Annotated in this window: 19 protein-coding genes and 1 riboswitch; of the genes, 6 read left to right on the forward strand and 13 right to left on the reverse strand. The window is 42.5% G+C overall.

All coding sequences use genetic code 11. From position 1 onward, the window contains the following. The first annotated feature begins 305 nt into the window (after positions 1 to 305). The gene (gene msuE, locus F991_RS16050; RefSeq protein ID WP_004673400.1) at positions 306 to 1,046 is read left to right on the forward strand and encodes an FMN reductase; all 741 of its coding nucleotides are present in this window, start codon (positions 306 to 308) and stop codon (positions 1,044 to 1,046) included. 28 nt (positions 1,047 to 1,074) lie between these two features. Further along, positions 1,075 to 2,178 carry a dimethylsulfone monooxygenase SfnG gene (sfnG, locus tag F991_RS16055; RefSeq protein WP_004673401.1) on the forward strand — a complete coding sequence of 368 codons (1,104 nt, stop codon included), beginning with the start codon at positions 1,075 to 1,077 and terminating at the stop codon, positions 2,176 to 2,178. A gap of 88 nt (positions 2,179 to 2,266) precedes the next feature. Here the strand turns inward: sfnG and acs are convergent, their stop codons facing one another. Continuing rightward, positions 2,267 to 4,225, reverse strand: coding sequence for an acetate--CoA ligase (gene acs, locus F991_RS16060; protein WP_004673404.1), 1,959 nt, complete (start codon positions 4,223 to 4,225; stop codon positions 2,267 to 2,269). A 449-nt stretch (positions 4,226 to 4,674) separates the two neighbouring features. On the opposite strand from acs, the gene F991_RS16065 reads away from it, so the two are divergent. Continuing rightward, the gene (locus F991_RS16065; RefSeq protein WP_004673405.1) at positions 4,675 to 5,664 is read left to right on the forward strand and encodes a mechanosensitive ion channel family protein; all 990 of its coding nucleotides are present in this window, start codon (positions 4,675 to 4,677) and stop codon (positions 5,662 to 5,664) included. Here the strand turns inward: F991_RS16065 and F991_RS16070 are convergent. The 5 genes from F991_RS16070 to prfB all read right to left on the reverse strand — a co-directional run bounded on the left by F991_RS16070 (position 5,644) and on the right by prfB (position 10,500). Next, entirely contained in the window at positions 5,644 to 6,354 is a 711-nt protein-coding gene (locus F991_RS16070) for a 16S rRNA (uracil(1498)-N(3))-methyltransferase (protein WP_004673408.1), read from the reverse strand. The two genes, F991_RS16065 and F991_RS16070, sit on opposite strands and share 21 nt — an antisense overlap. Next, the gene (locus F991_RS16075; RefSeq protein WP_004673409.1) at positions 6,351 to 7,670 is read right to left on the reverse strand and encodes a 3-deoxy-D-manno-octulosonic acid transferase; all 1,320 of its coding nucleotides are present in this window, start codon (positions 7,668 to 7,670) and stop codon (positions 6,351 to 6,353) included. The genes F991_RS16070 and F991_RS16075 overlap by 4 nt, the downstream gene beginning before the upstream one ends. 126 nt (positions 7,671 to 7,796) lie before the next feature. Continuing rightward, a complete protein-coding gene (locus F991_RS16080; RefSeq protein WP_004673412.1) occupies positions 7,797 to 8,861 on the reverse strand; it encodes an alkene reductase in 1,065 nt (354 codons plus the stop codon). A 56-nt stretch (positions 8,862 to 8,917) separates the two neighbouring features. Continuing rightward, the gene (locus tag F991_RS16085; protein WP_034595781.1) at positions 8,918 to 9,220 is read right to left on the reverse strand and encodes an ArsR/SmtB family transcription factor; all 303 of its coding nucleotides are present in this window, start codon (positions 9,218 to 9,220) and stop codon (positions 8,918 to 8,920) included. A gap of 184 nt (positions 9,221 to 9,404) precedes the next feature. Further along, positions 9,405 to 10,500 (reverse strand): peptide chain release factor 2 gene (gene prfB / locus F991_RS16090; RefSeq protein ID WP_155757036.1). Its coding sequence is split into 2 segments (ribosomal slippage): positions 9,405 to 10,427 and positions 10,429 to 10,500, totalling 1,095 coding nucleotides; the frame shifts between segments, so codons are not numbered across the junction. 411 nt (positions 10,501 to 10,911) lie between these two features. Between prfB and F991_RS16095 the strand changes: the two genes are divergently transcribed. Both F991_RS16095 and F991_RS16100 read left to right on the forward strand, forming a co-directional pair. Next, entirely contained in the window at positions 10,912 to 11,694 is a 783-nt protein-coding gene (locus F991_RS16095; protein WP_004673417.1) for a putative porin, read from the forward strand. A 203-nt stretch (positions 11,695 to 11,897) separates the two neighbouring features. Beyond that, the gene (locus F991_RS16100; protein WP_004673419.1) at positions 11,898 to 12,755 is read left to right on the forward strand and encodes a putative porin; all 858 of its coding nucleotides are present in this window, start codon (positions 11,898 to 11,900) and stop codon (positions 12,753 to 12,755) included. Positions 12,756 to 12,799: 44 nt separating this feature from the next. Here the strand turns inward: F991_RS16100 and recJ are convergent, their stop codons facing one another. From recJ to guaB, 4 genes are all read right to left on the reverse strand, one after another. Beyond that, on the reverse strand, positions 12,800 to 14,500 hold the full coding sequence (gene recJ / locus F991_RS16105; RefSeq protein ID WP_004673421.1) for a single-stranded-DNA-specific exonuclease RecJ: 1,701 nt from the start codon (positions 14,498 to 14,500) through the stop codon (positions 12,800 to 12,802). Continuing rightward, positions 14,501 to 15,157, reverse strand: a complete 657-nt coding sequence (pdxH, locus tag F991_RS16110) for a pyridoxamine 5'-phosphate oxidase (protein WP_004673423.1) — start codon at positions 15,155 to 15,157, stop codon at positions 14,501 to 14,503. Between the two features lie 12 nt (positions 15,158 to 15,169). Then, positions 15,170 to 16,507, reverse strand: a complete 1,338-nt coding sequence (glmM, locus tag F991_RS16115) for a phosphoglucosamine mutase (RefSeq protein ID WP_004673425.1) — start codon at positions 16,505 to 16,507, stop codon at positions 15,170 to 15,172. A gap of 126 nt (positions 16,508 to 16,633) precedes the next feature. Then, a complete protein-coding gene (gene guaB / locus F991_RS16120) occupies positions 16,634 to 18,100 on the reverse strand; it encodes an IMP dehydrogenase (RefSeq protein ID WP_004673427.1) in 1,467 nt (488 codons plus the stop codon). Between the two features lie 284 nt (positions 18,101 to 18,384). Here guaB and F991_RS16125 point away from each other — a divergent pair, with 284 nt between their 5' ends. Beyond that, positions 18,385 to 20,544 carry a TonB-dependent siderophore receptor gene (locus F991_RS16125; protein WP_004673429.1) on the forward strand — a complete coding sequence of 720 codons (2,160 nt, stop codon included), beginning with the start codon at positions 18,385 to 18,387 and terminating at the stop codon, positions 20,542 to 20,544. A gap of 56 nt (positions 20,545 to 20,600) precedes the next feature. On the opposite strand, the gene F991_RS16130 is transcribed toward F991_RS16125, so the two are convergent. The 3 genes from F991_RS16130 to F991_RS16140 form a co-directional block, all read right to left on the reverse strand. Beyond that, a complete protein-coding gene (locus F991_RS16130; RefSeq protein ID WP_004673431.1) occupies positions 20,601 to 21,176 on the reverse strand; it encodes a TMEM165/GDT1 family protein in 576 nt (191 codons plus the stop codon). Positions 21,177 to 21,261: 85 nt separating this feature from the next. After that, a riboswitch (yybP-ykoY riboswitch) is annotated at positions 21,262 to 21,402 on the reverse strand. A 40-nt stretch (positions 21,403 to 21,442) separates the two neighbouring features. Next, on the reverse strand, positions 21,443 to 21,724 hold the full coding sequence (locus F991_RS16135; RefSeq protein ID WP_004673433.1) for a hypothetical protein: 282 nt from the start codon (positions 21,722 to 21,724) through the stop codon (positions 21,443 to 21,445). Between the two features lie 133 nt (positions 21,725 to 21,857). After that, the gene (locus F991_RS16140) at positions 21,858 to 23,804 is read right to left on the reverse strand and encodes a 2-oxo acid dehydrogenase subunit E2 (protein ID WP_004673434.1); all 1,947 of its coding nucleotides are present in this window, start codon (positions 23,802 to 23,804) and stop codon (positions 21,858 to 21,860) included. Between the last annotated feature and the right edge of the window lie 2 nt (positions 23,805 to 23,806).

Consider the following 23,806-nt stretch of genomic DNA (forward strand, 5'->3'; position numbering starts at 1 on the left):
GTTTATTAAAATTAACCTATCTAAGCCTATTTTTAAATAAACCATTGGTCAAGCACTCTGACATTTTTTATTTCCTTTTCCAGTAAAATAAATCAGATATTCGTATAAATCAGATCAAATCAAATTTAACATTCAAAATTTCGAATAGAAACATAGAATTAAACCGCATTAAATTTCCAATTTTGCACGATTGGGCGATATATCTTTAAATCAGATAAGCTTGCAGCATTTGCTTATTTTACTGTGGTGCAGCGATATAGATAAATAAAAGCCATTGCTAATGAACTTTTATTTAGGCTATCACTATGTCCAATCGTAATACTGTTTCTACTCCCCTCAATATCGTTGCTGTTTCTGGGGGGTTAAATAGCCCATCAAAGACAGAGAGCTTAGTCCAAGCTATTCTAGATGAGCTTGCAGAAGCCATTCATATCAAAGTACATTTTGTGAAACTCAGTGAAATTGGGCCGTTATTGGGTGGTGCAATTTATCGCAATCAATTACCCCAACGAGTACAAGATGACTTGGCTGCGGTAGAAGCAGCCGATGCATTGATTGTTGGTACACCTGTTTATCGTGCTTCATTCACAGGATTATTCAAACACTTCTTTGATTTCGTCGAACAAACAGCATTGGTCGATGTTCCTGTTTTATTGGCTGCATCAGGTGGCAGCGACCGTCATGCATTGGTACTAGAGCATCAATTGCGCCCGTTGTTTAGTTTCTTCCAAGCGCAAACCTTACCTATCGGGGTCTATGCAACTGATCGTGATTTCACACCAGAATATACCGTCAAAAGTGAACAATTATCTGATCGCGTGACCTTAGCCGTGGCACGCGCTTTACCGATTCTAGAATGGGCGCCAGCCAAAGGACAACGCGCTGCGGTGATCAAAGCCAAAACCGAACAAGCCAATCAAAACTTAGGGATTAACAAACAGATTGAACAAGCAGAGGTTTTACCATCTGCGGCCGTTCCAGACTTAGATGCAGCCGAATCTCGCTTGCATCCCAAGTCTACAAAAAATTTAACCCACGTCGCATAAAATCAATAATGTTTAGAGGGTAGAAAAAATGACAACGACATCAGCAATTAAGTTCGCTTATTGGGTCCCCAATGTCAGTGGTGGACTTGTGGTCAGCAATATCGAACAACGTACCGACTGGAGCTATGACTATAATCTCCGTCTAGCACAAGCTGCAGAGAAAAGTGGCTTTGAATATGCACTAACCCAAATCCGTTTCACCGCAGGCTACGGCGCAGAAAATCAACATGAATCGGTCAGCTTTAGTCATGCGCTATTAGCCAAGACCGAAAAACTTAAAGTGATTGCTGCTATCTTACCTGGCCCTTGGAAGCCTGTACTTGCTGCGAAACAACTAGCGACCATTGACTATCTCACCCAAGGTCGTGTTGCGATTAATGTCGTCAGTGGATGGTTCCGTGGCGAGTTCGATGCAATAGGCGAGCCGTGGCCTGAACATGATGAACGTTATGTCCGCTCTGAGGAATTTATTCGTACACTCAAAGGCATTTGGAGCACTGACGATTACAGCTTTGAAGGGAAATATTATCAATTCAAAAACTACACCCTAAAACCAAAACCTTTGCAGAAACCCTCTATTGAAGTGTTCCAAGGAGGGAGTTCACGTGCTGCGCGAGATATGGCCGCACGCGTCTCAGACTGGTATTTTACCAATGGCAATAGCATCGAAGAAATCAAAAAACAGGTCGATGACGTTCGTCACAAAGCCAAGCTTGCCCATCGACAAGTGAAGATCGGAGTGAATGCATTTATCATTGCCCGCGATACAGAGCAAGAAGCACATGCTGTGCTGAATGAAATCATCGCTAAGGCAAATGTAGAGGCAGTCAATGCCTTTGGAGACGCAACCCGTGAAGCAGGTGCGGCTGCACCAGAAGCTGAAGGCAATTGGGCAAAATCAACTTTCGATGATTTAGTGCAATATAACGACGGCTTTAAAACCAATTTAATCGGCACACCACAACAAATCGCTGAACGGATTGTGGCTTTAAAACAGGTAGGCGTGGATCTTGTGCTGTCAGGTTTTCTGCATTTTATTGAAGAAGTTGAATATTTTGGAGAGAAAGTACTGCCTCTGGTGCGACAGTTGGAACAAGAACAACAAACTCAATTAACCGCTAAATCGGCTTAAACTTAAATCGTATTTTGGATAAGAATAAAAATAAAAGATGGTGCCGCAAAAAACTCCCCCCAAGACTCGGCTTGGGGGCTTTTTCTATTTATCCTTCAACACTACTTACTGCTGGATAAACCGTTGCAATTAAAGCATCAACCACTGCTGGTTCAGCAAGGGTTGAAGTATCGCCCAAGCTATCCAGTTCATTTGCTGCAATCTTTCTCAAGATACGACGCATGATTTTACCCGAACGAGTTTTTGGTAAAGCTGGTGCCCAATGCAAAGCATCTGGCGTTGCCACTGGACCAAGGACTTTACGCACCCAATTGACCAACTCTTTGCGTAACTCTTCAGACTCAGAGACATCCGCTTGTAAGGTCACAAAGGTACAAATGCCTTGTCCCTTAATGTCATGTGGCATCCCAACGACAGCCGCTTCAGCAACCGCTTCATGCGCAACCAGTGCACTTTCAATTTCAGCAGTCCCTAGACGATGTCCAGAGACATTGAGTACGTCATCGACACGGCCTGTGATCCAGTAATAGCCATCTGCATCACGACGTGCGCCATCACCTGTGAAATAGCTATTTTTGAAGGTCGAGAAATACGCTTCAATAAAGCGTTCAGGATCACCCCAAATGGTGCGCATTTGACCCGGCCAAGAATCTTTAATGACAAGGTTACCTTCATTGGCACCTTCAAGTTCATTGCCTTCACCATCCACCAAAGCAGGCTGAACCCCAAACATTGGTCGAGTTGCTGAACCTGGTTTCAATGCAGTAGCACCTGGTAATGGTGAAATCAGAATCCCACCTGTTTCTGTTTGCCACCATGTATCCACAATCGGGCAACGGCCTTCACCGACCACTTCGTTATACCAATTCCATGCTTCTGGGTTAATTGGTTCACCCACAGAGCCTAATAAACGAAGGCTACTACGATCACTTTCACGAACATAAGCATCACCCTCTCGCATCATGGCGCGAATCGCGGTTGGTGCAGTATAAAGAATGGTGACATTATGCTTATCAATCACATGACCGATACGTGCCCATGTTGGGTATTGTGGAATACCTTCAAACATGACCGTTGTCGTGCCATTACACAGCGGTCCATACAGTAAATAACTATGCCCTGTAATCCAACCCACATCGGCTGTACACCAGTACACATCATCTTCTTTAAGATCAAATACTTCTCTAAACGTGGTATTTACATACACTAGATAACCACCAGTGGTATGTAATACGCCCTTCGGCTTACCTGTAGAGCCAGAGGTATACAAAATAAATAGTGGATCTTCCGCTTTCATTGGCTCAGGTGGGCAGTGTTCATTCACTTCCATGATTTCGAGGTGATACCACAAATCACGTACTTCATTGAACTGAATCGGATTGCCCGTGCGATGTACCACAATTACATGTTCAACGCTATCCGTACCCTGAATCTGTAATGCAGCATCCACATTTTCTTTTAACGGAATGATCTTGCCACCACGCATCCCAGCATCGGCAGTAATCACTAATTTCGCTTGGCTATCGTCAATTCGGCTGGCTAAAGAGTCAGGTGAGAAACCACCAAATACCACACAATGTACAGCACCGATACGCGCACATGCCAACATGGCAATCGCCGCTTCAGGCACCATTGGCATATATAAAACGACGCGGTCACCTTTGCCTATCCCATGTTTCTTGAGAACATTGGCAAAACGACAAACTTCATCGTGCAATTCAGCGAATGAAATAATTTTATGACGTGATGGATGATCACCTTCCCATATAATGGCAGGCTTTAATGGATTGTCTTTTAAATGACGATCCAGACAGTTAGCAGAGACATTCAGCTCACCATCAGCAAACCATTCGATCTTGAAATGATCTGGGTCAAAACTGGTATTTTTGACTTGGGTAAATGGTTTAATCCAATCAATATTTTGTGCTTCTTCTGCCCAAAATGCATCAGGCTGTTCAATAGAATATTGATAGCGATTGAAATAGTCTGTTTCCGAAATTCTTGCCGTTTCTTTAAATTTTTCAGGCACTGGGTAGATTTCTTTCATAACTTATTACTTCCTTGGTCTTTTATCTCACACCCTAGATGTACACATCTATTTCTTGGGTATGCTTGTGCTTTCTTGCAGTATGGCGAGCATATACACGAGTAAACAATGCGGCTTTGGTCGTAGGAGTATTGTTCTTATACACCCAATCTAGTTTTAAAATTTATTTAAAATAATTTAAATATGAACGACTTGTCGATGGTTTTTATTCTCAAAATTGATCGTTATTTTGATCATTGACCCACGCTTAAGCGCGCGAATCATCAGAAATAACGACAATGAGGATCGTCTATTCAGCAACATTTTTTCCAACAATAATCATAAACGATTACGATGGTTTCGTTATAAAATAAACCGATAAAGCTGTTAGTAAATTTTTCATCCATGTTGGTCATACATTCATCATGATGGCTTTCTTGATCAACCTCCAAACGAAATAGAGACTTCCCTTGGCAAACGAACAAATCAACTTGACGAGTGTCGCTAAAGATACAGGTACACTGATCCAACAAGCAGGCACAAAAACCTCAGAAACCGTATTGGCGCATACTGAAAAATACCATGAGGCATATAGTGCTATCGATAAAATGGTGCTGGTTTTTTGGGAACGCGTTCCTTATATCTGCTTAGCCATTTTTGTCTTTGTTTTGTTTTGGCTACTGACTAAATTTTTTAAATTCTTTATCAACAAAACCCTCAGTAATCGCTCTTATACACGACAGAACTTAGTCCTTGTGCTACATCGTGTCGGCAGTACCTTTATCTTATTTTTCGGCTTCCTGATCGCACTTGTGATCGCGATTCCGGGCTTTACTCCGGGTCAATTGATTGGCGCACTAGGGATTGGCTCGGTTGCGATTGGTTTTGCTTTCAAAGATATTTTCCAGAACTTACTCTCAGGCATACTGATCTTATTAGGAGAACCGTTCCGCATTGGTGATGCCATTATTGTCAATGGGATGGAAGGCACCGTTGAAGATATTCAAATTCGAGCCACTTTTTTACGCTCTTATGATGGTCGTCGGATCGTGATTCCAAACGCGACGGTCTATACCAGTGCAATCACCGTAAATACAGCCTATCAGCAAAGACGCTGTGAATTTGTTGTGGGGATTGGCTATGATGATGATGAACAAAAAGCCAAGCAAATCGTATTAGATATTCTCAACAATGAACGTAGCGTACTGAGTCAACCGAAATTTTCAGTCAATGTGACTGCACTGGCAGACTTCTCAGTCAACCTTACTGTTCGTTGGTGGATTGATACCACAGAAACCGATATTCTGTCCTCTTCAAGTATGATACAAGCACAAGTCAAACAAGCGTTTAGTGCCCAAGGAATTAATATTCCTTATCCGATCCAAGAGTTTAAGGTTCAGTCAAACCAAGTCGCTCAACTTCCAACAAACATGAAGCCTTCAGACAATCAAACGACCTAAAATATAAGAAATAGCGGTTTCTGTACGTAAAATACGGTTGCCCAAGCGCATCGCTTGGCAACCATTTTTTTTGAGCAGCTCAACCTCATACGGTATAAAACCACCTTCGGGTCCAACGATCACCGTACATGCCTGTTGAATGGCATGCGGCATCGGCTGGTCTGCATAAGGATGCGCCACATAGGCTGGTTTTTCGGCACTAATCAAACTTGGCAGCACATCTTCTACAAAAGGTTTGAAACGTTTATAGATCTGAATTTCAGGCTCAACCGTATCGCCTGCCTGCTCTAGCCCCAAAGTGACATAGTCATTCAGTTGTTGCAAAAATGGGCTTTGCCAATAGCTTTTATCCACCCGATAACTATGAATCAAGCTGATCCGCTCTACACCCAGTGTGACTGCATCCATGATGATGCGACGTAATACTTTCGGACGTGGTAACGCCAGAATCAAATGCACAGGAAGTTTTTCAGGCACGACCTCCATCTGAATCGGTTTCAACACAATCCGTTGCTCTGAAATATTCAAAACTTCAGTGAGATAACGCTGACCATGGCGAATGCCAACTTTTAGATGATCGCCAACATTCGGTTGAACATGCTGTTTTAAATGTTGTAATTGACGTGGATTTTCAATCAACCATTGCTCCGCGCAAGCAGTTTGAGAGGGTTCAAGTAAAACGATGTTCATGATGCATCTGTTGCTTTCAAATAGTGATCGAGCAGTTGAATATGCTGTTGCAACGAACCTTGATTATGTTGCAATACGACTTGAGCCTGTTCGATGAGTTGCTGACGCTGCTTTGAATCATCCAAACAGCCGAGAAGCTGCGCTGTCACCTGTTCAGCATTTTCCCCGACCAAAATTCCTCGCGCTATAACGAATTCATCGACAATGCTTTGGAAATTAAAATACCGAGGGCCTATGACCGTGGGCACATTCAACACCATCGGCTCTAGAATATTGTGCCCGCCACCGGGTTCATTCAGTGAACCACCAACAAAACACGCCTGACTCATGGCATACCACAACCACATTTCACCCATACTATCGGCCAGAAAAACTTGAGTATTCGCCTCGATACGCTGTCCTAAACTGCGACGCTGCGTATTTAAATTTAGATTTTGGCAGACTTTATAGACTTCATCAAAACGCTCAGGATGACGTGGCACAACGATACAGAGTAAATTTGGGTTTGAATTTAAATGTGGTTGAAGCTGCTTCAGTAAAATTTCTTCTTCTGGCGCATGAGTACTGGCTAAAGTGATAATTTGACGACCTGCCAATTGCCAATCTTGTTTTAATTGTTCGGCTTGCTCAATAAAATCAGTTGGTGCGGTAATATCGAATTTGATATTTCCCACCACTTGACTCTTGGTTTGATCTAAACCTAAATCAACATAACGCGCTAATGTGGCGGAATCTTGAGACAACATCCATGTCAGTTGCTGCAACATCGGCTGGGTTAATCGTCTCACCTTGGCATAGCCTTTGGCTGATTTTTCTGACAGTCGAGCATTGAGCAAAATACAAGCAATCTGGTGCTGCTGTGCTACTGCAATTAAATTTGGCCAGATTTCTGTTTCGACTAACGCTAAAATTTTCGGTTGATACAGTGCAAAAAACTGCTTGAGCAACGATTTTTGGTCAACAGGCAAATAGACGGCTTGAAATAAATCCAGATAAGGTGCTTTTAGAAACAGGGATTTTGCGCGGGCTTGACCTGTCTTGGTGGTATTGGTCACGAGAACAGGATGACCTAATTTTAGATAATGTTCGATTAACGGCTGCGCTGCATTGGTTTCACCCACCGAGACTACATGAAACCACATTGCATGCAGATTTTTAGGCGGTTGAAAGGGACCAAAACGCTCAATACATTCTTGTTGAAATAGCGCATCACTTTCAGCACGTTGTTTTATTTTCCAACGATATAACGGCTTGAGACAAGCCAATAAAAAGTTATACCAAAATGGGGTTTGCTGTGCTGATTTTGCCTGCGCCATTCGAGACCATGATTCACTATTTGATTTCAGCTCATTATGCGGAATTTAAACAAAAAACTCATGCCATTTTTTAGGGTTCATTGATATTCAACAAACCTTAATGACATGAGTAATTTATCAAACGAATTACGCTTCTAACTTTTCAAATGCAGGATAATCGGTATAACCCTCTGCACCAGCAGCATATAACGTTTGAAAATTTACCTGATTTAAGGGTAGATCATGCTCTAAACGGTCTAATAGATCAGGATTGGCAATATACGCTAGACCAAATGAGACTGCATCTGCTTGCCCTGTAGCCAAAATACGTTTCGCCGATGCAGGCGTTAATTTTTCATTGGCAATCCAAACACCGTTAAACTTTGGACGCAAAGCGGGCATTAAACTGTCTTCAGCTTCATATTCACGAGTGAAAATAAAGGCAACATTACGTTGATCCAGTTGCTCAACCACATAACCGAAAGTCGCTAACGGATTTTCATCCGTCATGTCATGTGAGTCACCACGCGGCGCAAGGTGTACGCCGACCCGGCCAGCACCCCATACTTCGATAAAAGCATCCACGACTTGTAACAATAGACGCGCACGGTTTTCAACCGAGCCGCCGTATTCATCATTACGTTGATTGGTTCCACTTTGTAAGAATTGGTCGATCAAATAGCCGTTCGCTGCATGTAGTTCAACCCCATCAAAGCCAGCGGCTTTGGCAAGTTCGGCGGCATTTTTATATTGTGCAACAATCTCTTGAATTTCTTCATGAGATAAAGCACGAGGCGTCACAAATGGACGTTTAGGACGAAGTAAACTCACTTCACCCGCAGGTTGAATGGCACTTGGTGCAACTGGGATATCGCCATCCAATAAATCTGGATGTGAAATACGCCCAACATGCCAGAGCTGAACCACAATTTTTGAACCCTGCGCATGCACAGCATCTACAATTTTATGCCACGCCTGAGCCTGCTCTTGTGACCATAGACCTGGTGTGTTGGCATAACCCGCTGCTTTAGGACTAATCACTGTTGCTTCAGTAATGATTAAGCCCGCATTGGCACGTTGTTGGTAATACTCCACCATTAAATCGTTTGGAATACGCTCCGCACCACTACGTGCTCTCGTTAATGGTGCTAATACCAAACGGTTCTTAATCGTAAAGTCACCTACTCGTAATGCAGAATTTAGTTCAGCCATGATCGCCTCAACTTCACTTTTATCAACGTATTAAAGGTTGACCTTTAAATACGTTTTTAGAGTGTTTGTTTCAAATGTTCGATGTATTGCTGAATCAAAGCTTCATTACGCGTGAAATATGACCACTGTCCATATTTTTCAACCTGTATCAAACCAGCCTGCTGTAATACAGACAAATGATTCGACATCGTTGATTGCGCAACTTTGCCTAAACGCTCAATGTGCCCTGCACATACGCCGCGTTCAAAACTACCACCACATTGTTCAACGGGCAAAAATCGCTCAGGCTCTTTTAACCATTGCAAAATCTGTCGACGTAATGGATTGGCTAGGGCCTTGCTTATAACATCAATATCCATAGACTCACCACGTTTCTCAACAAGCGAAGCTTCGTTCAGCACCTAGAATCAGTATATCGAAATTTTCAAATATTAATATCTATTTTTTTCGATATTAATATCATATTTTTCCGATTAACCACCTCTCGCTAAACGAGCTTGCCGTTTAAATTAATTTTCCAAAGTCTCTTTTTAGAAAAGAGGTTTATAGACCCTGCTTTAAACTTGCTTCGATAAATTTATCTAGATCACCATCGAGAACTGCTTTGGTGTTTGAGTTTTCCACACCTGTACGCAAGTCTTTAATGCGTGAATCATCTAAAACATAAGAACGAATTTGACTGCCCCAACCAATATCTGACTTTGAATCTTCTAAGGCTTGCGCAGCTTCATTACGTTTACTCATCTCTAATTCATAGAGTTTGGCGCGTAACTGTTTCCAAGCATGGTCGCGGTTCGCATGTTGTGAACGCTGGTTCTGACAAGCAACCACAATCCCTGTTGGTGCATGGGTTAAACGCACCGCAGAATCCGTTTTGTTAATGTGCTGACCACCTGCACCCGAAGCACGATAAGTATCCGTGCGGACATCGGATGGATTGATATCAATTTCAATATTGTCATCGATCTCAGGAGAGATAAACACAGCAGAGAAAGATGTATGACGGTTATTGTTACTATCAAATGGTGATTTACGTACTAAACGATGTACACCCGTTTCTGTCCGTAACCAACCATACGCAAACTCACCATCAACACGGATGGTTGCAGATTTAATCCCTGCCACATCACCGTCAGACACTTCCATCAATTCAGCTTTAAAACCGTGACGCTCGATCCAACGCAGATACATACGTAACAGCATCGATGCCCAATCTTGCGCTTCGGTCCCGCCAGAGCCTGACTGAATTTCGAGGAAGCATGGATTTGGATCCATTGGATGACTAAACATTCGACGGAATTCAAGATTGGCCAATGCTGTTTCAGCACTGTCTAATTCACTTTGCACATCAAGCAATAAGCTTTCATCATCCGCCTCAACAGCGAGGTCAAGCATTGCCTTGGCATCATCAAGCTGTTCCGCCAAACGGTCAAACACCCCAAGCGTATTTTCTAAACTGCCCTTTTCTTTAGCGATGGCTTGCGCGCGGCTTTGATCATTCCAAATCTCAGGGTCTTCTAACTCTCTTAAAACTTCTTCTAAACGCTCAGCCTTTAGATCGTAGTCAAAGATACCCCCGTAGTGTTTGGCTACGATCAGATAAATCTTTCAATTGGTTTAAATACGGATTAATTTCCACGCGTCTCGTCTCACAATGTTTTTTCACTCAATCGATCATTTTAACATAAGTGTTTTACACTACACAGCCTCTGTGATTCGAACAGATTTCCTTATTGCTGATTTCAAAATAGTCCTTTTTTCCTTATTGATTTTATTATTCTTAAACGACACATTTAGCGACAATAGTGTTTATGAATTACACGAAAAATACCAAAACACACAATCTATCCTAAGTTTTAATAAATCAAAACATTAATATTTATCAATTAAAATCAATATATTAAACAAACCAAATTACACTTCACTTACATTTGTACCATTTGTTTACCGAATTAGGATTGACGCATCCTGTTTTTAGCCTAGACTGGAAGTTGTAACAAAACATGTAATCTAAATTTCATTCGGTTCATTATCTCAAAGGGGCATAACCATGAAAAAATTAGCAATTGCATCAGCACTTTTATCTGCACTTGCAGTAACAGGAACTGCTCATGCTTATCAAGCTGAAGTTGGCGCATCGGTAGGTTATATCGACCCTGATAAAGGTAGTTCAGGCAGTGACTTCGCGATTAATGGTAAATATTATTTCAACCCTGTACAAACCCGTAATGCGCCACTTGCCGAAGCTGCATTTTTAGATCGAGCAAGTAATGTAAGTGCTGAAGCGTCTTGGAAAGATAAAGGCGCGACTGACGACAATACTTATGGTGTCGGTGTCGAATACTTTGTTCCTAACTCTGATTTTTATCTTAGCGGTGATGTTAGCCGTAACACGTTAAAACTGGATAAGGCACGAGATATCAAGACCACTTATTACAGTGCTGAAGTCGGTTATCTGCCAGCACCAGGTTTGTTGCTTGCAGTCGGTGCGAAAGGCTATGACAACAAATTTGATGATGGTGTTGATCCAACCATTCGTGCTAAATACGTAACTCAAGTGGGTGGAAATGACATCAACTTAGAGGCAGGCGCAGCATTCGGTGATTTGGATGAGTTTAATCTCGCAGCTGACTACTATATTGATAAAACCCTAAGTGTCGGTGCTGATTACTACGACAATGACCTATCAAAACAACGTGAATTTGGCGTAAATGCACGTAAATTCTTTAACCAACAAATGAGTTTAGAAGGACGTGTTGGTTTCGGTAAAGATAGAACTGTTGCCAAAAATGACTACAATACATTTGGCGTTGCAGCAAAATACCGCTTCTAATATCTATAGCTACATACTCTAAATCTATACTCAGATGCCCTGAAAATTTATTTTCAGGGCATTTTTAATTTATATCTCAACCAAAAAATCACTGTTTATTTGACCATTTATTTAGGGTCTGTTGACGTTTGTCCTTTTTTCATTAAACTACCGCTGTTACAAAATATTAATAAAGCAATTATTTTAATGAATGGGGACTCCATATGAAAAAACTCAGTTTAGCCACAGCAATTTTTACATCTGTTATTGCATTGAATGCGAATGCCTATCAAACAGAATCAACCATTGCCTACGAACATATCGACATGGATGATGGCAAAGGTAATGGCGCGACGATTACAGGAAAATACTATTTCAGCCCAATACAAACCCGCAATGCACCTTTAGCAGAAGCAGCATTTTTGAATAAAGCATCCAATATTGGTGGGGGCTTTGCTTATAACAAACTTGAAGGTGATGAAGATCTAATCGAGTTACAATTTAATAGTCTTGGTGTAACCGGTGAAGTCTTTATTCCTGATACACAATTCTATGTATCAGGTGCTTTATACCGTACCAACACCAAAGTCACAGTTCCATTATTCGGTTCAGACTCAAAAGTACATAATGGTTATGCGGTTGAGGCGGGATTCTTGCCTATCAGTGGTTTATTATTGGCAGCAGGAGTTGCTGATTTATCTAAGAGTCTGAATCCAGTACAACTTGCACAATATGGTTTTATTACCAATTTCATGAATTCTGCTACCGTTTCAGGCGAAGATGATGATACTGCGGTGACTTTACGTGCCAAATATGTCACTCAAGTTGGTGGTTACTATACTAACTTTGAAGCACAAAGTTATTTTGGTGATGAAACAACTTACCGCTTGGCTGCTGATCTTTATTTAGACCCTACACTGAGTGTAGGCATTTCATTTGCAGACTCGACTGCGGATGACTCAGATAGTATTTTCAACATTCGCGCCCAAAAATTCTTTACACCACAAGTTGCTGTTGGTGTTGGCTATACCACAATTGATGGCGCAGATTCTTTTGGCATCAACGGTACATTCCGTTTCTAATTCTAAAAAATAATATAAAAAAGTCGCTATTAAAAGCGGCTTTTTTATTGTGTTAAATGTATCACTTGCAATTGTAAGCTGGTATTTCCATTATAAATATTACGTTCTAGGGTATAAACCAAATCAACATAATCTAACATCGGATTAAATTCAAAACGATCAACTACATTAAAAGCAATTGCATCAACTGATTGCTGCCCAAGTGAAACTTTTAATTTCAAATGTTGGTCTTTCAACCAGCGATAGTCAATCACTTTAAAGCGACCTTCAAACTGAGGCAGCGGAAACTTTTGCCCCCAAGGTCCAAGTTGTTCGATCCAATCCAATGTGGACAAATTTAAAGCTGAATCAACTAACTGACCGTCCGTCCACAATGTCGCTTGAAATAAATCATCATCCATTTCAGCGATAGACTGGGTAAATACTATTTTGAATTCATCAAAATCTTGCTTTTTCAGGGTCAAGCCTGCTGCTGCTGCGTGGCCACCAAAATGGCTGATCAAGTCAGGGCGCTGTTCCGCCACTTGTTCAATCATGTCACGGATATGAATCCCATCGATGGAACGCGCAGATCCTTTGATATGAATACCATCTTCATCAGGGGCGAATACTAAACTTGGGCGATAAAATTGTTCTTTTAGCCGCCCAGCGACGATACCAATCACACCTTGATGCCACTGCTCATCAAACATCACCAAAGCTGCTGGCAGATGTTCGGTTTCAAGCTGAATATGTTGCAAAGCCGTTAATGCTTGTTGCTTCATTTCAGTTTCAACTTGGCGGCGTTCGATATTCAGTTGATTCAGTTGTTGTGCGATCGGATAAGCCGTTGCCAGATCTGGTGCTAACAAGCATTCAATACCAATACGCATACTTTCCATACGCCCAGCCGCATTAATTCGTGGTCCGATGACAAACCCTAAATCTTGCGCGCGTAATGTTGCTGCATCGCGTTTGGCAATATCCAGTAAAGCCAAAATTCCGGCACGACATTGCTGCTGCTGAATGCGCTTTAGACCCGTATCAATCAATATCCGATTGTTATAATCCAAAGTTGCCACATCCGCATAGGTGCCGAGTGCAACCAAATCTAAATATTGAGTGACTTTACAGCTACTTTTACCCTGCTGAGTGCGAGCACTTGCGAGTTTAGCCAACACATAAAAAGCAACACCCACTCCTGCCAATGCTTTACTCGGGAAATCACAACCCAATTGATTTGGGTTAACCACCGCCTCTGCATTTGGCGTCGCTTTTGTGGTTAAGTGATGATCGGTAATAATCACCTGCATCCCCAAAGCTTGCGCTGTTTCTACCCCTGCATGGCTGGAAATACCATTATCGACTGTAATCAGTAAATCAGGCTGATAGCTTTGTTGTGCCAGCTCAGCAATCTTTGGTGTGAGTCCATAACCATATTTAAAACGGTCGGGCACGAGATACTCAACGTCTGCACCCATTTCCCTTAATACCAAGACCATCAAGGCCGTACTGGTTGCACCATCGGCATCATAATCGCCGATAATGACAATTTTTTTCTGTTGATCAATTGCTTGATTAATCAGTTCAACGGCAGTATCTAAGCCTTTTAAATTGGGTGAAAGTAAATGCTTTAGCTTTAGTTCAAGTTCCTGCTCGGATTGAACCCCTCGTCTCGCTAAAATTTCAGCCATAAACGATGGCACGCCCTGAAATTGTTCAGGGCGCGTGAGAAAGGGTCTTTGTTGAATCTGCATTTTGGTCATTTATGGCATCAAACGTTGGATAACCCAAAGTCCATTTTGTTTTTCATAACTCAAACGATCGTGTAACCGATTCGGTCGTCCCTGCCAGAACTCATAATAGTCAGCCACTAAACGATAGCCACCCCAAAATTCTGGCTTGGCAAGTTCACCCTGCTCACCGATCTGCTGCTGCAAGTCTTGGAAACGTTGCTGTAACTCGTCACGGCTGGCAATTCGTCCACTTTGCGGTGTACTGATATGGGCTGCAATCTGACTATCACGTGGGCGTTTGTGATAATACTCCGCTGACTCTTGTTCAGAAATCTTGATCACCTGTCCGCTAATCCGTACCTGACGCTCTAAGCTCGGCCAATAAAATAACAATTCGGCAAAAGGATTCTCAGCAAGGTCGATACCTTTTTGACTGTCATAGTTGGTATAAAAGTCATAGCCTGCTTCCGTTGCACCACGTAACAATACGGTACGCACATGTGGTCGCCCTTGGGCATTTGCCGTTGCCAAAGACATGGTATACGGCTCATGTAAATGTGCAGCCAGAGCATGATTAAACCAGTTTAAAAACTGAAGATGAGGATGATCACTAATTTGTGCTTCGTGTAACTCACCTTGTTCATAACTTAAACGTAATTCACTTAAGTCTTTAATCACATCACTCATGCCGACTCTCCACTATGCAACTTGGGCTTGGGCTCGTACTGCATCAGCCAATTGATGCGCTAAAGTTTCAACTTCTTGTTGTTGATCACCCTCAACCATCACCCGAATCACAGGCTCAGTTCCTGATTTACGAATCAAAAGTCGCCCACGTCCTTTCAATTGTTGTTCAGCTTTTTCAAACTCAGCAACTAAAGCAGGAATCGAGTATGGATCAATCATCTGCTGCAAACGCACGTTGACCAGTATTTGTGGGAATAAGTCAAAACCTTCGACCAACTCATGTAAAGCTTTGTCTTGTTCGACCATCACCGTTAACACTTGCAATGCTGCGATAATTGCATCACCCGTGGTGCTCTTATCCAGTGTCAGAATATGACCTGATGGCTCACCGCCAATCACCCATTCATTTTCTTCAAGCGCTTGTAAAACATAACGATCACCTACACTCGCACGGACAAAACCGACATTGGCTTTTTGCAATGCCAACTCAAGTGCCATGTTGCTCATTACTGTTCCAACCACCCCTGTAGGCTTATTTTTCGCCTGTGTCGCAAGGATATATAGAATATGATCACCGTCAATCAGTTGACCATTTTTATCCACCATCACCACACGGTCGGCATCACCATCAAAAGCGATACCTAGATCAGCGTTATGTTCAACAACTGCTTTCTGTAAATGTTCAGGATGAGTAGAACCACAATTTTCATTGATATTTAGACCATCTGGTTCGTTATACATCGGGATCACTTTAGCACCCAACTCACGGAACACGGATGGTCCTACGCTATAAGCTGCACCATTGGCACAATCCACCACAATTTTTACATTACGCAAATCAAAATGGTATGGGAAGGTCGACTTACAAAATTCGATATAACGTCCATTGGCATCTTTCACTCGAACGCTTTTACCCAAACTGGCATTGTCTTCGATCTCAAGATCATTTTCTAATTCTTGGTTAATTTGCTCTTGCAATGCATCGGGAAGCTTTTTGCCTTCACTTGAGAAAAATTTAATGCCATTATCATAATAAGGATTATGTGATGCTGAAATCACAATCCCAGCATGGGCATGTAGTGCACGGGTTAAATGGGCAATGGCTGGGGTTGGTAATGGGCCCAATAAATGTACATAAACGCCTGCTGCGTTAAGACCTGCTTGCAGTGCCGCCTCTAAAATATAACCTGATAAGCGTGTATCTTTACCCAAAACAACAATTGGCTTATTTTTCGGACTGGTACGTTTTAATACTTTTCCAGCTGCAAAACCTAATTTCAATGCAAATTCAGGAGTAATTGGCATTTGTCCAAATTTGCCACGAATTCCATCAGTACCAAAATAACTCATTATTTACTCACTTTCTTATCTTTTATATGGATTGTAACCATATCTTTTTCATGTTATTCACTTTACACCAAAACAAAAAAACCATCAGTGAACTGACGGTTTTTCAATCTAAACAGTTACCAAAAATCAACCAATACGATAGTTAGGTGCTTCTTTGGTAATCGTCACGTCATGCACATGTGATTCTTGCATACCCGCAGAGGTAATCTTCACAAACTTCGCGTTTTGCGCCATTGCTTCGATATCCGCTGAACCTGTATAGCCCATAGATGAACGTAAACCACCCATCATTTGATGCACAATCGCACTCATTGGACCTTTATAAGGTACACGACCTTCAATACCTTCAGGAACAAGCTTTTCTACACCTGCTTTGGCATCTTGGAAATAACGGTCAGACGAACCTGAAGCACCAGACATCGCGCCTAATGAACCCATACCACGATAGGCTTTATAGTAGCGTCCTTGGAAAAATTCAACCTCACCCGGCGCTTCTTCAGTACCCGCCATGAGTGAACCTACCATGATCGTGCTTGCACCCGCAGCAATCGCTTTCGCCATATCGCCTGAGTAACGAATACCACCATCAGCAATCAAAGGAATCTGACCTTTTAAAGCACTGGCAACATTATCAATCGCAGACATTTGAGGAACGCCAATCCCTGCAACGATACGAGTAGTACAAATTGAACCTGGACCAATGCCGACTTTCACAGCATCTGCACCCGCATCGAGTAATGCCAATGCTGCATCACCAGTGGCAATATTGCCGCCAATCACTTGAACTTGTGGGAAGTTTTGTTTAACCCAACGCACACGTTCAATCACACCAGCAGAATGACCATGTGCCGTATCTACGACAATCACATCCACACCAGCTTCGACCAACGCTTCTACACGTGCAGGTGTTTCTGCACCTGTACCAACCGCAGCACCCACGCGTAAACGACCGAGTTCGTCTTTACAGCTATTTGGATAAAGCTCAGCTTTACGGAAGTCAGTAACCGTGATTAAACCTTTCAGTGCATTGTTTTCATCAACCACCAATACTTTTTCAATACGGTGTTTTTGAAGAAGTGCTTGAATATTTTCTTTCGATTCGCTTTCAAGAACCGTTACTAAGCGGTCTTGACCTGTCATGATGTTGCTTACAGGTTGCTCAAGATTGGTTTCAAAACGTGTATCACGCCCTGTCACGATCCCAACCACTTTGCCATCTTTCACCACTGGCACGCCACTAATGTTATTGGCTTGCGTAATCGCAATCAATTCACGAACAGTGGTTTCAGGCGTAACGGTGATTGGATCTTTCACCATCCCCGCTTCAAATTTTTTCACACGGCGTACTTCAGCGGCTTGCGCTGCAATATCCATGTTTTTATGCAAAATACCAATACCACCATTTTGCGCCATCGCAATCGCCATACGTGACTCAGTCACTGTATCCATTGCAGCCGAAACGAGAGGGATATTAAGTTGAATTCCGCGAGTTAAACGTGTCTTTAGAGAGACATCTTTTGGGAGAACAGTTGAGTAGGCAGGAAGTAATAAGACATCATCGAAGGTTAACGCTTCTTGAACGATGGTCAGCATAACAATCTCACTGGTAATTTCCGTGAGCTATTATAAACAAATTTCGCTGTATTTTTCATTTTCTATGATGAAATAATTTTTACACCATTAAATCTTTGCTATTTCGCCCACAATTCAGCACGCCACCCCGATCACCACCACACATTTCCGATCATTTTTAGAGACAAATCGCCTGCTCACTCAATTTAAAAATAAATGTTTTGGACATTTAAAAATAATATTTTTTTAAATACAATAATTCTCATTATCAAATTCAACTTCTGCTTGTCTAGGCTGACTCATTTATGCGACCATCGCAACGACTCCCATCTTCACCCACCCTCTTAGCGCTTGCTGTTTTTACAGCGATGACCACAACGCATGCAGCAACTGCGACTCCCCAAAGTAGCGAATCAACCAATATCCTGCCCACAATCGAAATTCAGGCACAACAAGAGCCTACATCAAGTTACGTTGCCAAAAAAGCCAGCTCAGTGTTAAAGTCAAATGATCCTTTATTTAAAACAGCTCAATCCGTCAGTGTGATTACCCAAGAACAATTAGAACAGAAACAAGCCTCTACGCTAGCCGAAGCCATCAATGGTGTTGCGGGTGTGGTATCAGGACAACTTGGACGACGTGGCTGGGATGATTTTATTATTCGCGGACAAAACTCATCAGATCAAGTGTTTATTGATGGATTACGCCAAGGACAAAGCACTTTCGTTGCCACCGAAATTTCAGGCATGGATCAAGTCCAAGTTTTAAAAGGCCCTGCATCGGTCAATTTTGGTTTGGTGCAACCGGGTGGCATGGTCAATATGGTGACCAAGCGCCCCCAAGCAGAAAGTTTCTATCGCGGTACATTGACCTATGGCTCAAATCAACTCAAACAAGGTACATTTGATTTAAACTACAGCCCAAATAATAGCGATAAAGGTGCTTTTCGTTTAAACGGACGGATTTCTGATCAAAACGATCCCACCGACTTTGTCTATTTTAAAAATTATTATATTTCACCGTCTTATAATTTTGATTTAGGTGAAAATACGGATTTATCGGTGATTGCCAGTTATCAACATCGTGAATATATGCGCCAACAAGGCTTGCCTGTTATGGGCACTTTATTGCCGAACCCGAATGGCTCATTGACCAGTAAATTGTTTATCAGTGAACCTGCACATGGTGGTTACGATGCGGATGTTTACCGTGTCGGTTATAATTTTGCTCATCGGTTTGAAAATGATTGGCAATTCAAGCAAAACTTTGCAATACAAAAAACTGAAATGCTCGGTCCAGCAGTGTTTGCAGCAACAGGTAAAAACTTCTGGGCGAAAGATAAAAATGGGAAAATTGATTACACCACCATTCAGCGTCAGGGACGCTATCAAGATGTGGATAATCTAAACTTTGCAATCGACAATCAGCTACGGAAAACATTTAAGCTTGCCAATATGGCACATGAATTGACGGTTGGTGTCGATGCCATGCAAGAAAAAAGTGATTACATCAATAATCGCTGTACAGTCGGCAATTTGAATTTATATGCGCCACAATATAACACCACTGTGGATTGCCCTGAAACGCCAACCAATCATGATATCAATCGCCTCAGATATACGGGCTTATATATACGCGATCGGATACAACTGAATGAACAACTGGTTTTAAATCTTGCGGGACGTCACGATTGGGCAGAAACCAGCAGCAACAATTTGGTCAAAAATACTGAGACATCACAATCTGATAATGCATTTACTGGCAATGCCTCCCTCCTGTATAGCATTAACGATCTGGTTGCACCCTATGTCAGTTATGCAACGTCCTTCTTGCCTACAACAGGAACTGATTTTTATGACAATACTTTTAGGCCTGAAAAGGGCAAACAAATTGAAGTTGGCTTAAAACTACAAAGTCCAGATCAGCGGATTCAAGGTAGCATTGCTTGGTTTGACCTACGCCGCCAAAATGTTTCTGTCAGCGACCCAATCAACTCAGGCTTTAAGGTACAACGTGGTGAACAAATGACACGTGGGGTCGAAACTGAAATCGCCGCTCAGCTCTTTGATCAGCTCAAAATCACAGCCGCTTATACGTATACACCTGACGCTGAAACCAGCAAAGATACCGTAGCCAATAATATCGGATTGCGGATCGATAATATTCCCAAACATAGCTACAGTCTTTCTACCCGTTATCGTTTTGAACCGAATTCTGATATAGGCTGGTATGTGGGTGCTGGTTTGCGAGGTGAAACGAAGAAAAGCGTCAATGGCTTATCTGTGGATATCCCAAGCTACACATTATTTGATACTGAAGCGGGTTATGATGCCGAACATTGGGGTGCACAATTGGCGATCCGCAATATGTTTGACAAAGATTACTATGCTGGTGCGCTGAATGAGAATATGGTCACTCTTGGCAACCCACGCCAGATTAACTTTACGGTGAAGTTTAACTATTAATCCTTTGATCACAAAAAACGCACGCTAAAGCAGCGTGCGCTATCTGGATCACAACCTTACAAGAAATAATGCTGCACCAAAGCCGATAAACCGATAATTAAGAAAATCGCAGCACCAATCTTATGAATCAAAGCGATCGGCAAACGTTCAGCCAATTTATTGCCAATAAATACCGCAGGCGCGTTAGCAATCATCATGCCTAGAGTTGTGCCGAGCGTGACCCAAAAAATACTGTCAAAACGAGCCGCCAATGCGACCGTTGCAATTTGGGTTTTATCGCCGATTTCTGCCAAGAAAAATAAGATAAAGGTTGCACCAAACACACCAAATTTTTGCCATTTATTGATATTTTCTGTTTCATCACCCAATTCATCTGGAATCAACATCCAAATCGCCATCCCAATGAAACCCAAGGCAAGGATCCACAATAAGATTTCAGGACTCAGTACGGTGGTAATCCATTGCCCAAGGACAGCCGATAAACCATGATTAATCAATGTCGCCAATAATATGGCAATCAGAATCGGAATCGGTTTACGAAAACGTGCGGCAAGCAATAAAGCCAGAAGTTGAGTTTTATCGCCCATTTCAGCAAGGGCAACGATAGAAGTCGAGATGAGAAATTCATACATTGTTGAATGCTCTGGCTAGCAAAATATACCGATGACCTACCCCTCCTGCTAGCCAAAATCAAATAGATTGATTGCAGAGTGATAAATCAAAGGTCTTGCCAACAAAAGCACAGCTAAAAAGCTGTTTTTGGTTCTTTGCTATGATGACCATGTTCTGTTGAACAATTATGTTGATCATCACCTCTTTACTTTGCGTAAAGAGCGGCTACTCCCCAATGAAGTGATTTTATTCTAACAAATCCATATCCTATTTAAAATCTCTAAATTTAGATTTTTTGATACCACCACAATACACATCTAAAAAGCCCCAATAGGCATGCAAAAACGACATTGCTGCCAATAATACCCATACTTCCCCAACCGCTGGTGCTACCAGCATGCTGCGCTTGATATTCCATTGTCATCGCCACGGTCGCAAGTAACACCTCCAAACCCATTACCGCATAAAGAATCCATTCCCATGGAAAGTGTAAGTAACTCACCCACAACCCCATCAGCACAAAAGCAATCAACACGAGCGGTAACATCACTTTATAAATCGCGAGCATCTCTACTTCCTGTTTAAGCGTATTGAATCCTGATGATTTATTCTAAATAAAACAGCGCTGAAATAAAGTCTGATATTTTAAATTTCCCAAAAAGAAAACCCCGCATAAGCGAGGCTCTCTACATTCAAAATATTTACAGCAATAAACTGCGAATATCTTTTAATAACTTGGTGAGCTTATTACTAAAACGTGCCGCATCTGCACCATTAATCACACGATGATCATAAGATAACGATAGTGGCAACATGAGTCGCGGATCAAAGTCTTTGCCATTCCAGACTGGCTGCATGGTTGCAGGTGAAATACCCAAAATTGCAACTTGAGGCCAGTTGACCAGTGGTGTAAATGCCGTACCGCCAATTGAACCTAAGCTGGTAATAGTAAAGTTCGCACCTTGTAAATCTTTCGGTGACAACTTACGATCACGCGCTTTTTGGCTCAGCTCAGCCAATTCAGTGGCAATTTGCTTAATCGATTTCTGGTCAGGATTGCGCAATACAGGAACGGTTAATCCATCTGGCGTTGCAACTGCAATGCCCATATGAATTTCATTACGTAATAGTACTGATTTTTGATCATCCGCCAAGTGTCCAGCAAAATAAGGCTCTTCTTTCAGCAAGTGTGCAACCGCTTTGGCAATGAATGCCAAGATGGTTAAGCTAAGACCCTGCTTTTTGAAACCATCTTTGAGTTCACCACGCCACGCTTCTAACTCAGTGATATCCGCCAAGTCGAACTGTGTAACTTGGGGAATAAAGTTATTCAATGACAACTGCGGCACAGAGACTTGCTGCAAGCGCGTCATCGCTTTAACTTCACCGCCACCGAAGGCACTAAAGTCTGGTAAAGCTGGCAAACCAGAAGCCGCTGGTGCAGCTTGAGTTGTTGGACTTACTGGCGCTGTGGTCAATCGAGTTTTTACATATGCAAAAACATCGTCTTTCATTACTCGACCATGTTCACCCGAAGCTTTGACTTGCCCAAGTACCACACCCAATTCACGTGCCAACTTACGCACGGCAGGCCCTGCATAAACCTTGGCATTGTCTGCTTCTTGTGCTTTAGTTAACTTATCTGTTTGTGTTGCAGCAGTAGGCGCTGATGCCGCCACTGCGGGCTGCAGTTTTTCCGCGGCTTTAGGCTCTGCCGAAGGAGTGGCCTGAGCTTTTGCTGCGGCTGGCGCAATTGCCTGACCACTGACTTCAACCGTTGCCAACGGCATCCCTTGGCGCACATCTTGATTCAATGACACATGAATGGCTTTCACGATGCCAGCAGATGAACTTGGTACTTCAACCGAAGCTTTATCTGACTCAACCACGCATAGACTTTGTTGTGCTTCTACACGATCACCGACATTGACCAAAATTTCAGAAACAACTGCCTTATCTACACCAAGATCAGGCACTGTGATTTCAACTTCACCTGTTGTGGTACTAGTTGAGGCAGGTGCTTCGGCTTCAGCAGGTTCAGCTTGCGGTGCTGACGCAGTTTCAGTGGTTGTTGTTTTGACTTGAATTAATACAACACCCTCTTTAACACTGTCGCCTTCTTTAATCTGAATCGACTCAACCACACCAGCGACCGAGCTTGGCACTTCTACTGTGGCTTTGTCTGACTCAACCACCACGATGCTTTGCTCAGTTTCAATCTGATCACCAACTTTGACCAAAATTTCTGCAACCAATGCTTTTTCAACACCAATGTCAGGTACTTTCACATCAACCACTTGCGTCGCAGTCGCTGTTTGAGCCGCCACAGGTGCTGGTTGAGTTTCAGTTTTCTCAGGTTGCGCTTCCGCTTTCGGACTTTCAGACTTTGGTGCTTCAGTAGCCGTCTCTTGTGCAGCTTGAGATTCTTCCTCAAGCTCAATCAGTGCAACGCCTTCTGTGACTTCGTCACCTTGTTTTACCAAAATGCTTTTGACGACCCCTGCGGCGGTACTTGGTACTTCAACCGTTGCTTTGTCTGATTCTAGAACCAAAAGGCTATCCTCAACTGCAACGTGATCACCCACTTTTACCAAGATTTCTGCAACAAGAGCCTTATCTACGCCAATATCAGGTGCTTGGATTTGCATGA

The organism is Acinetobacter sp. CIP-A165, from assembly GCF_000367985.1.
Taxonomy (GTDB): domain Bacteria; phylum Pseudomonadota; class Gammaproteobacteria; order Pseudomonadales; family Moraxellaceae; genus Acinetobacter.

Excerpts from the sequence above, each read along its gene's own strand:
- msuE (WP_004673400.1), top strand. The coding sequence starts at position 306 with ATGTCCAATCGTAATACTGTTTCTACTCCCCTCAATATCGTTGCTGTT.
- sfnG (WP_004673401.1), top strand. The coding sequence starts at position 1,075 with ATGACAACGACATCAGCAATTAAGTTCGCTTATTGGGTCCCCAATGTC.
- acs (WP_004673404.1), bottom strand. The coding sequence starts at position 4,225 with ATGAAAGAAATCTACCCAGTGCCTGAAAAATTTAAAGAAACGGCAAGA.
- F991_RS16070 (WP_004673408.1), bottom strand. The coding sequence starts at position 6,354 with ATGAACATCGTTTTACTTGAACCCTCTCAAACTGCTTGCGCGGAGCAA.
- F991_RS16075 (WP_004673409.1), bottom strand. The coding sequence starts at position 7,670 with ATGGCGCAGGCAAAATCAGCACAGCAAACCCCATTTTGGTATAACTTT.
- F991_RS16080 (WP_004673412.1), bottom strand. The coding sequence starts at position 8,861 with ATGGCTGAACTAAATTCTGCATTACGAGTAGGTGACTTTACGATTAAG.
- F991_RS16085 (WP_034595781.1), bottom strand. The coding sequence starts at position 9,220 with ATGGATATTGATGTTATAAGCAAGGCCCTAGCCAATCCATTACGTCGA.
- F991_RS16095 (WP_004673417.1), top strand. The coding sequence starts at position 10,912 with ATGAAAAAATTAGCAATTGCATCAGCACTTTTATCTGCACTTGCAGTA.
- F991_RS16100 (WP_004673419.1), top strand. The coding sequence starts at position 11,898 with ATGAAAAAACTCAGTTTAGCCACAGCAATTTTTACATCTGTTATTGCA.
- recJ (WP_004673421.1), bottom strand. The coding sequence starts at position 14,500 with ATGACCAAAATGCAGATTCAACAAAGACCCTTTCTCACGCGCCCTGAA.
- pdxH (WP_004673423.1), bottom strand. The coding sequence starts at position 15,157 with ATGAGTGATGTGATTAAAGACTTAAGTGAATTACGTTTAAGTTATGAA.
- glmM (WP_004673425.1), bottom strand. The coding sequence starts at position 16,507 with ATGAGTTATTTTGGTACTGATGGAATTCGTGGCAAATTTGGACAAATG.
- guaB (WP_004673427.1), bottom strand. The coding sequence starts at position 18,100 with ATGCTGACCATCGTTCAAGAAGCGTTAACCTTCGATGATGTCTTATTA.
- F991_RS16125 (WP_004673429.1), top strand. The coding sequence starts at position 18,385 with ATGCGACCATCGCAACGACTCCCATCTTCACCCACCCTCTTAGCGCTT.
- F991_RS16130 (WP_004673431.1), bottom strand. The coding sequence starts at position 21,176 with ATGTATGAATTTCTCATCTCGACTTCTATCGTTGCCCTTGCTGAAATG.
- F991_RS16135 (WP_004673433.1), bottom strand. The coding sequence starts at position 21,724 with ATGCTCGCGATTTATAAAGTGATGTTACCGCTCGTGTTGATTGCTTTT.
- F991_RS16140 (WP_004673434.1), bottom strand. The coding sequence starts at position 23,804 with ATGCAAATCCAAGCACCTGATATTGGCGTAGATAAGGCTCTTGTTGCA.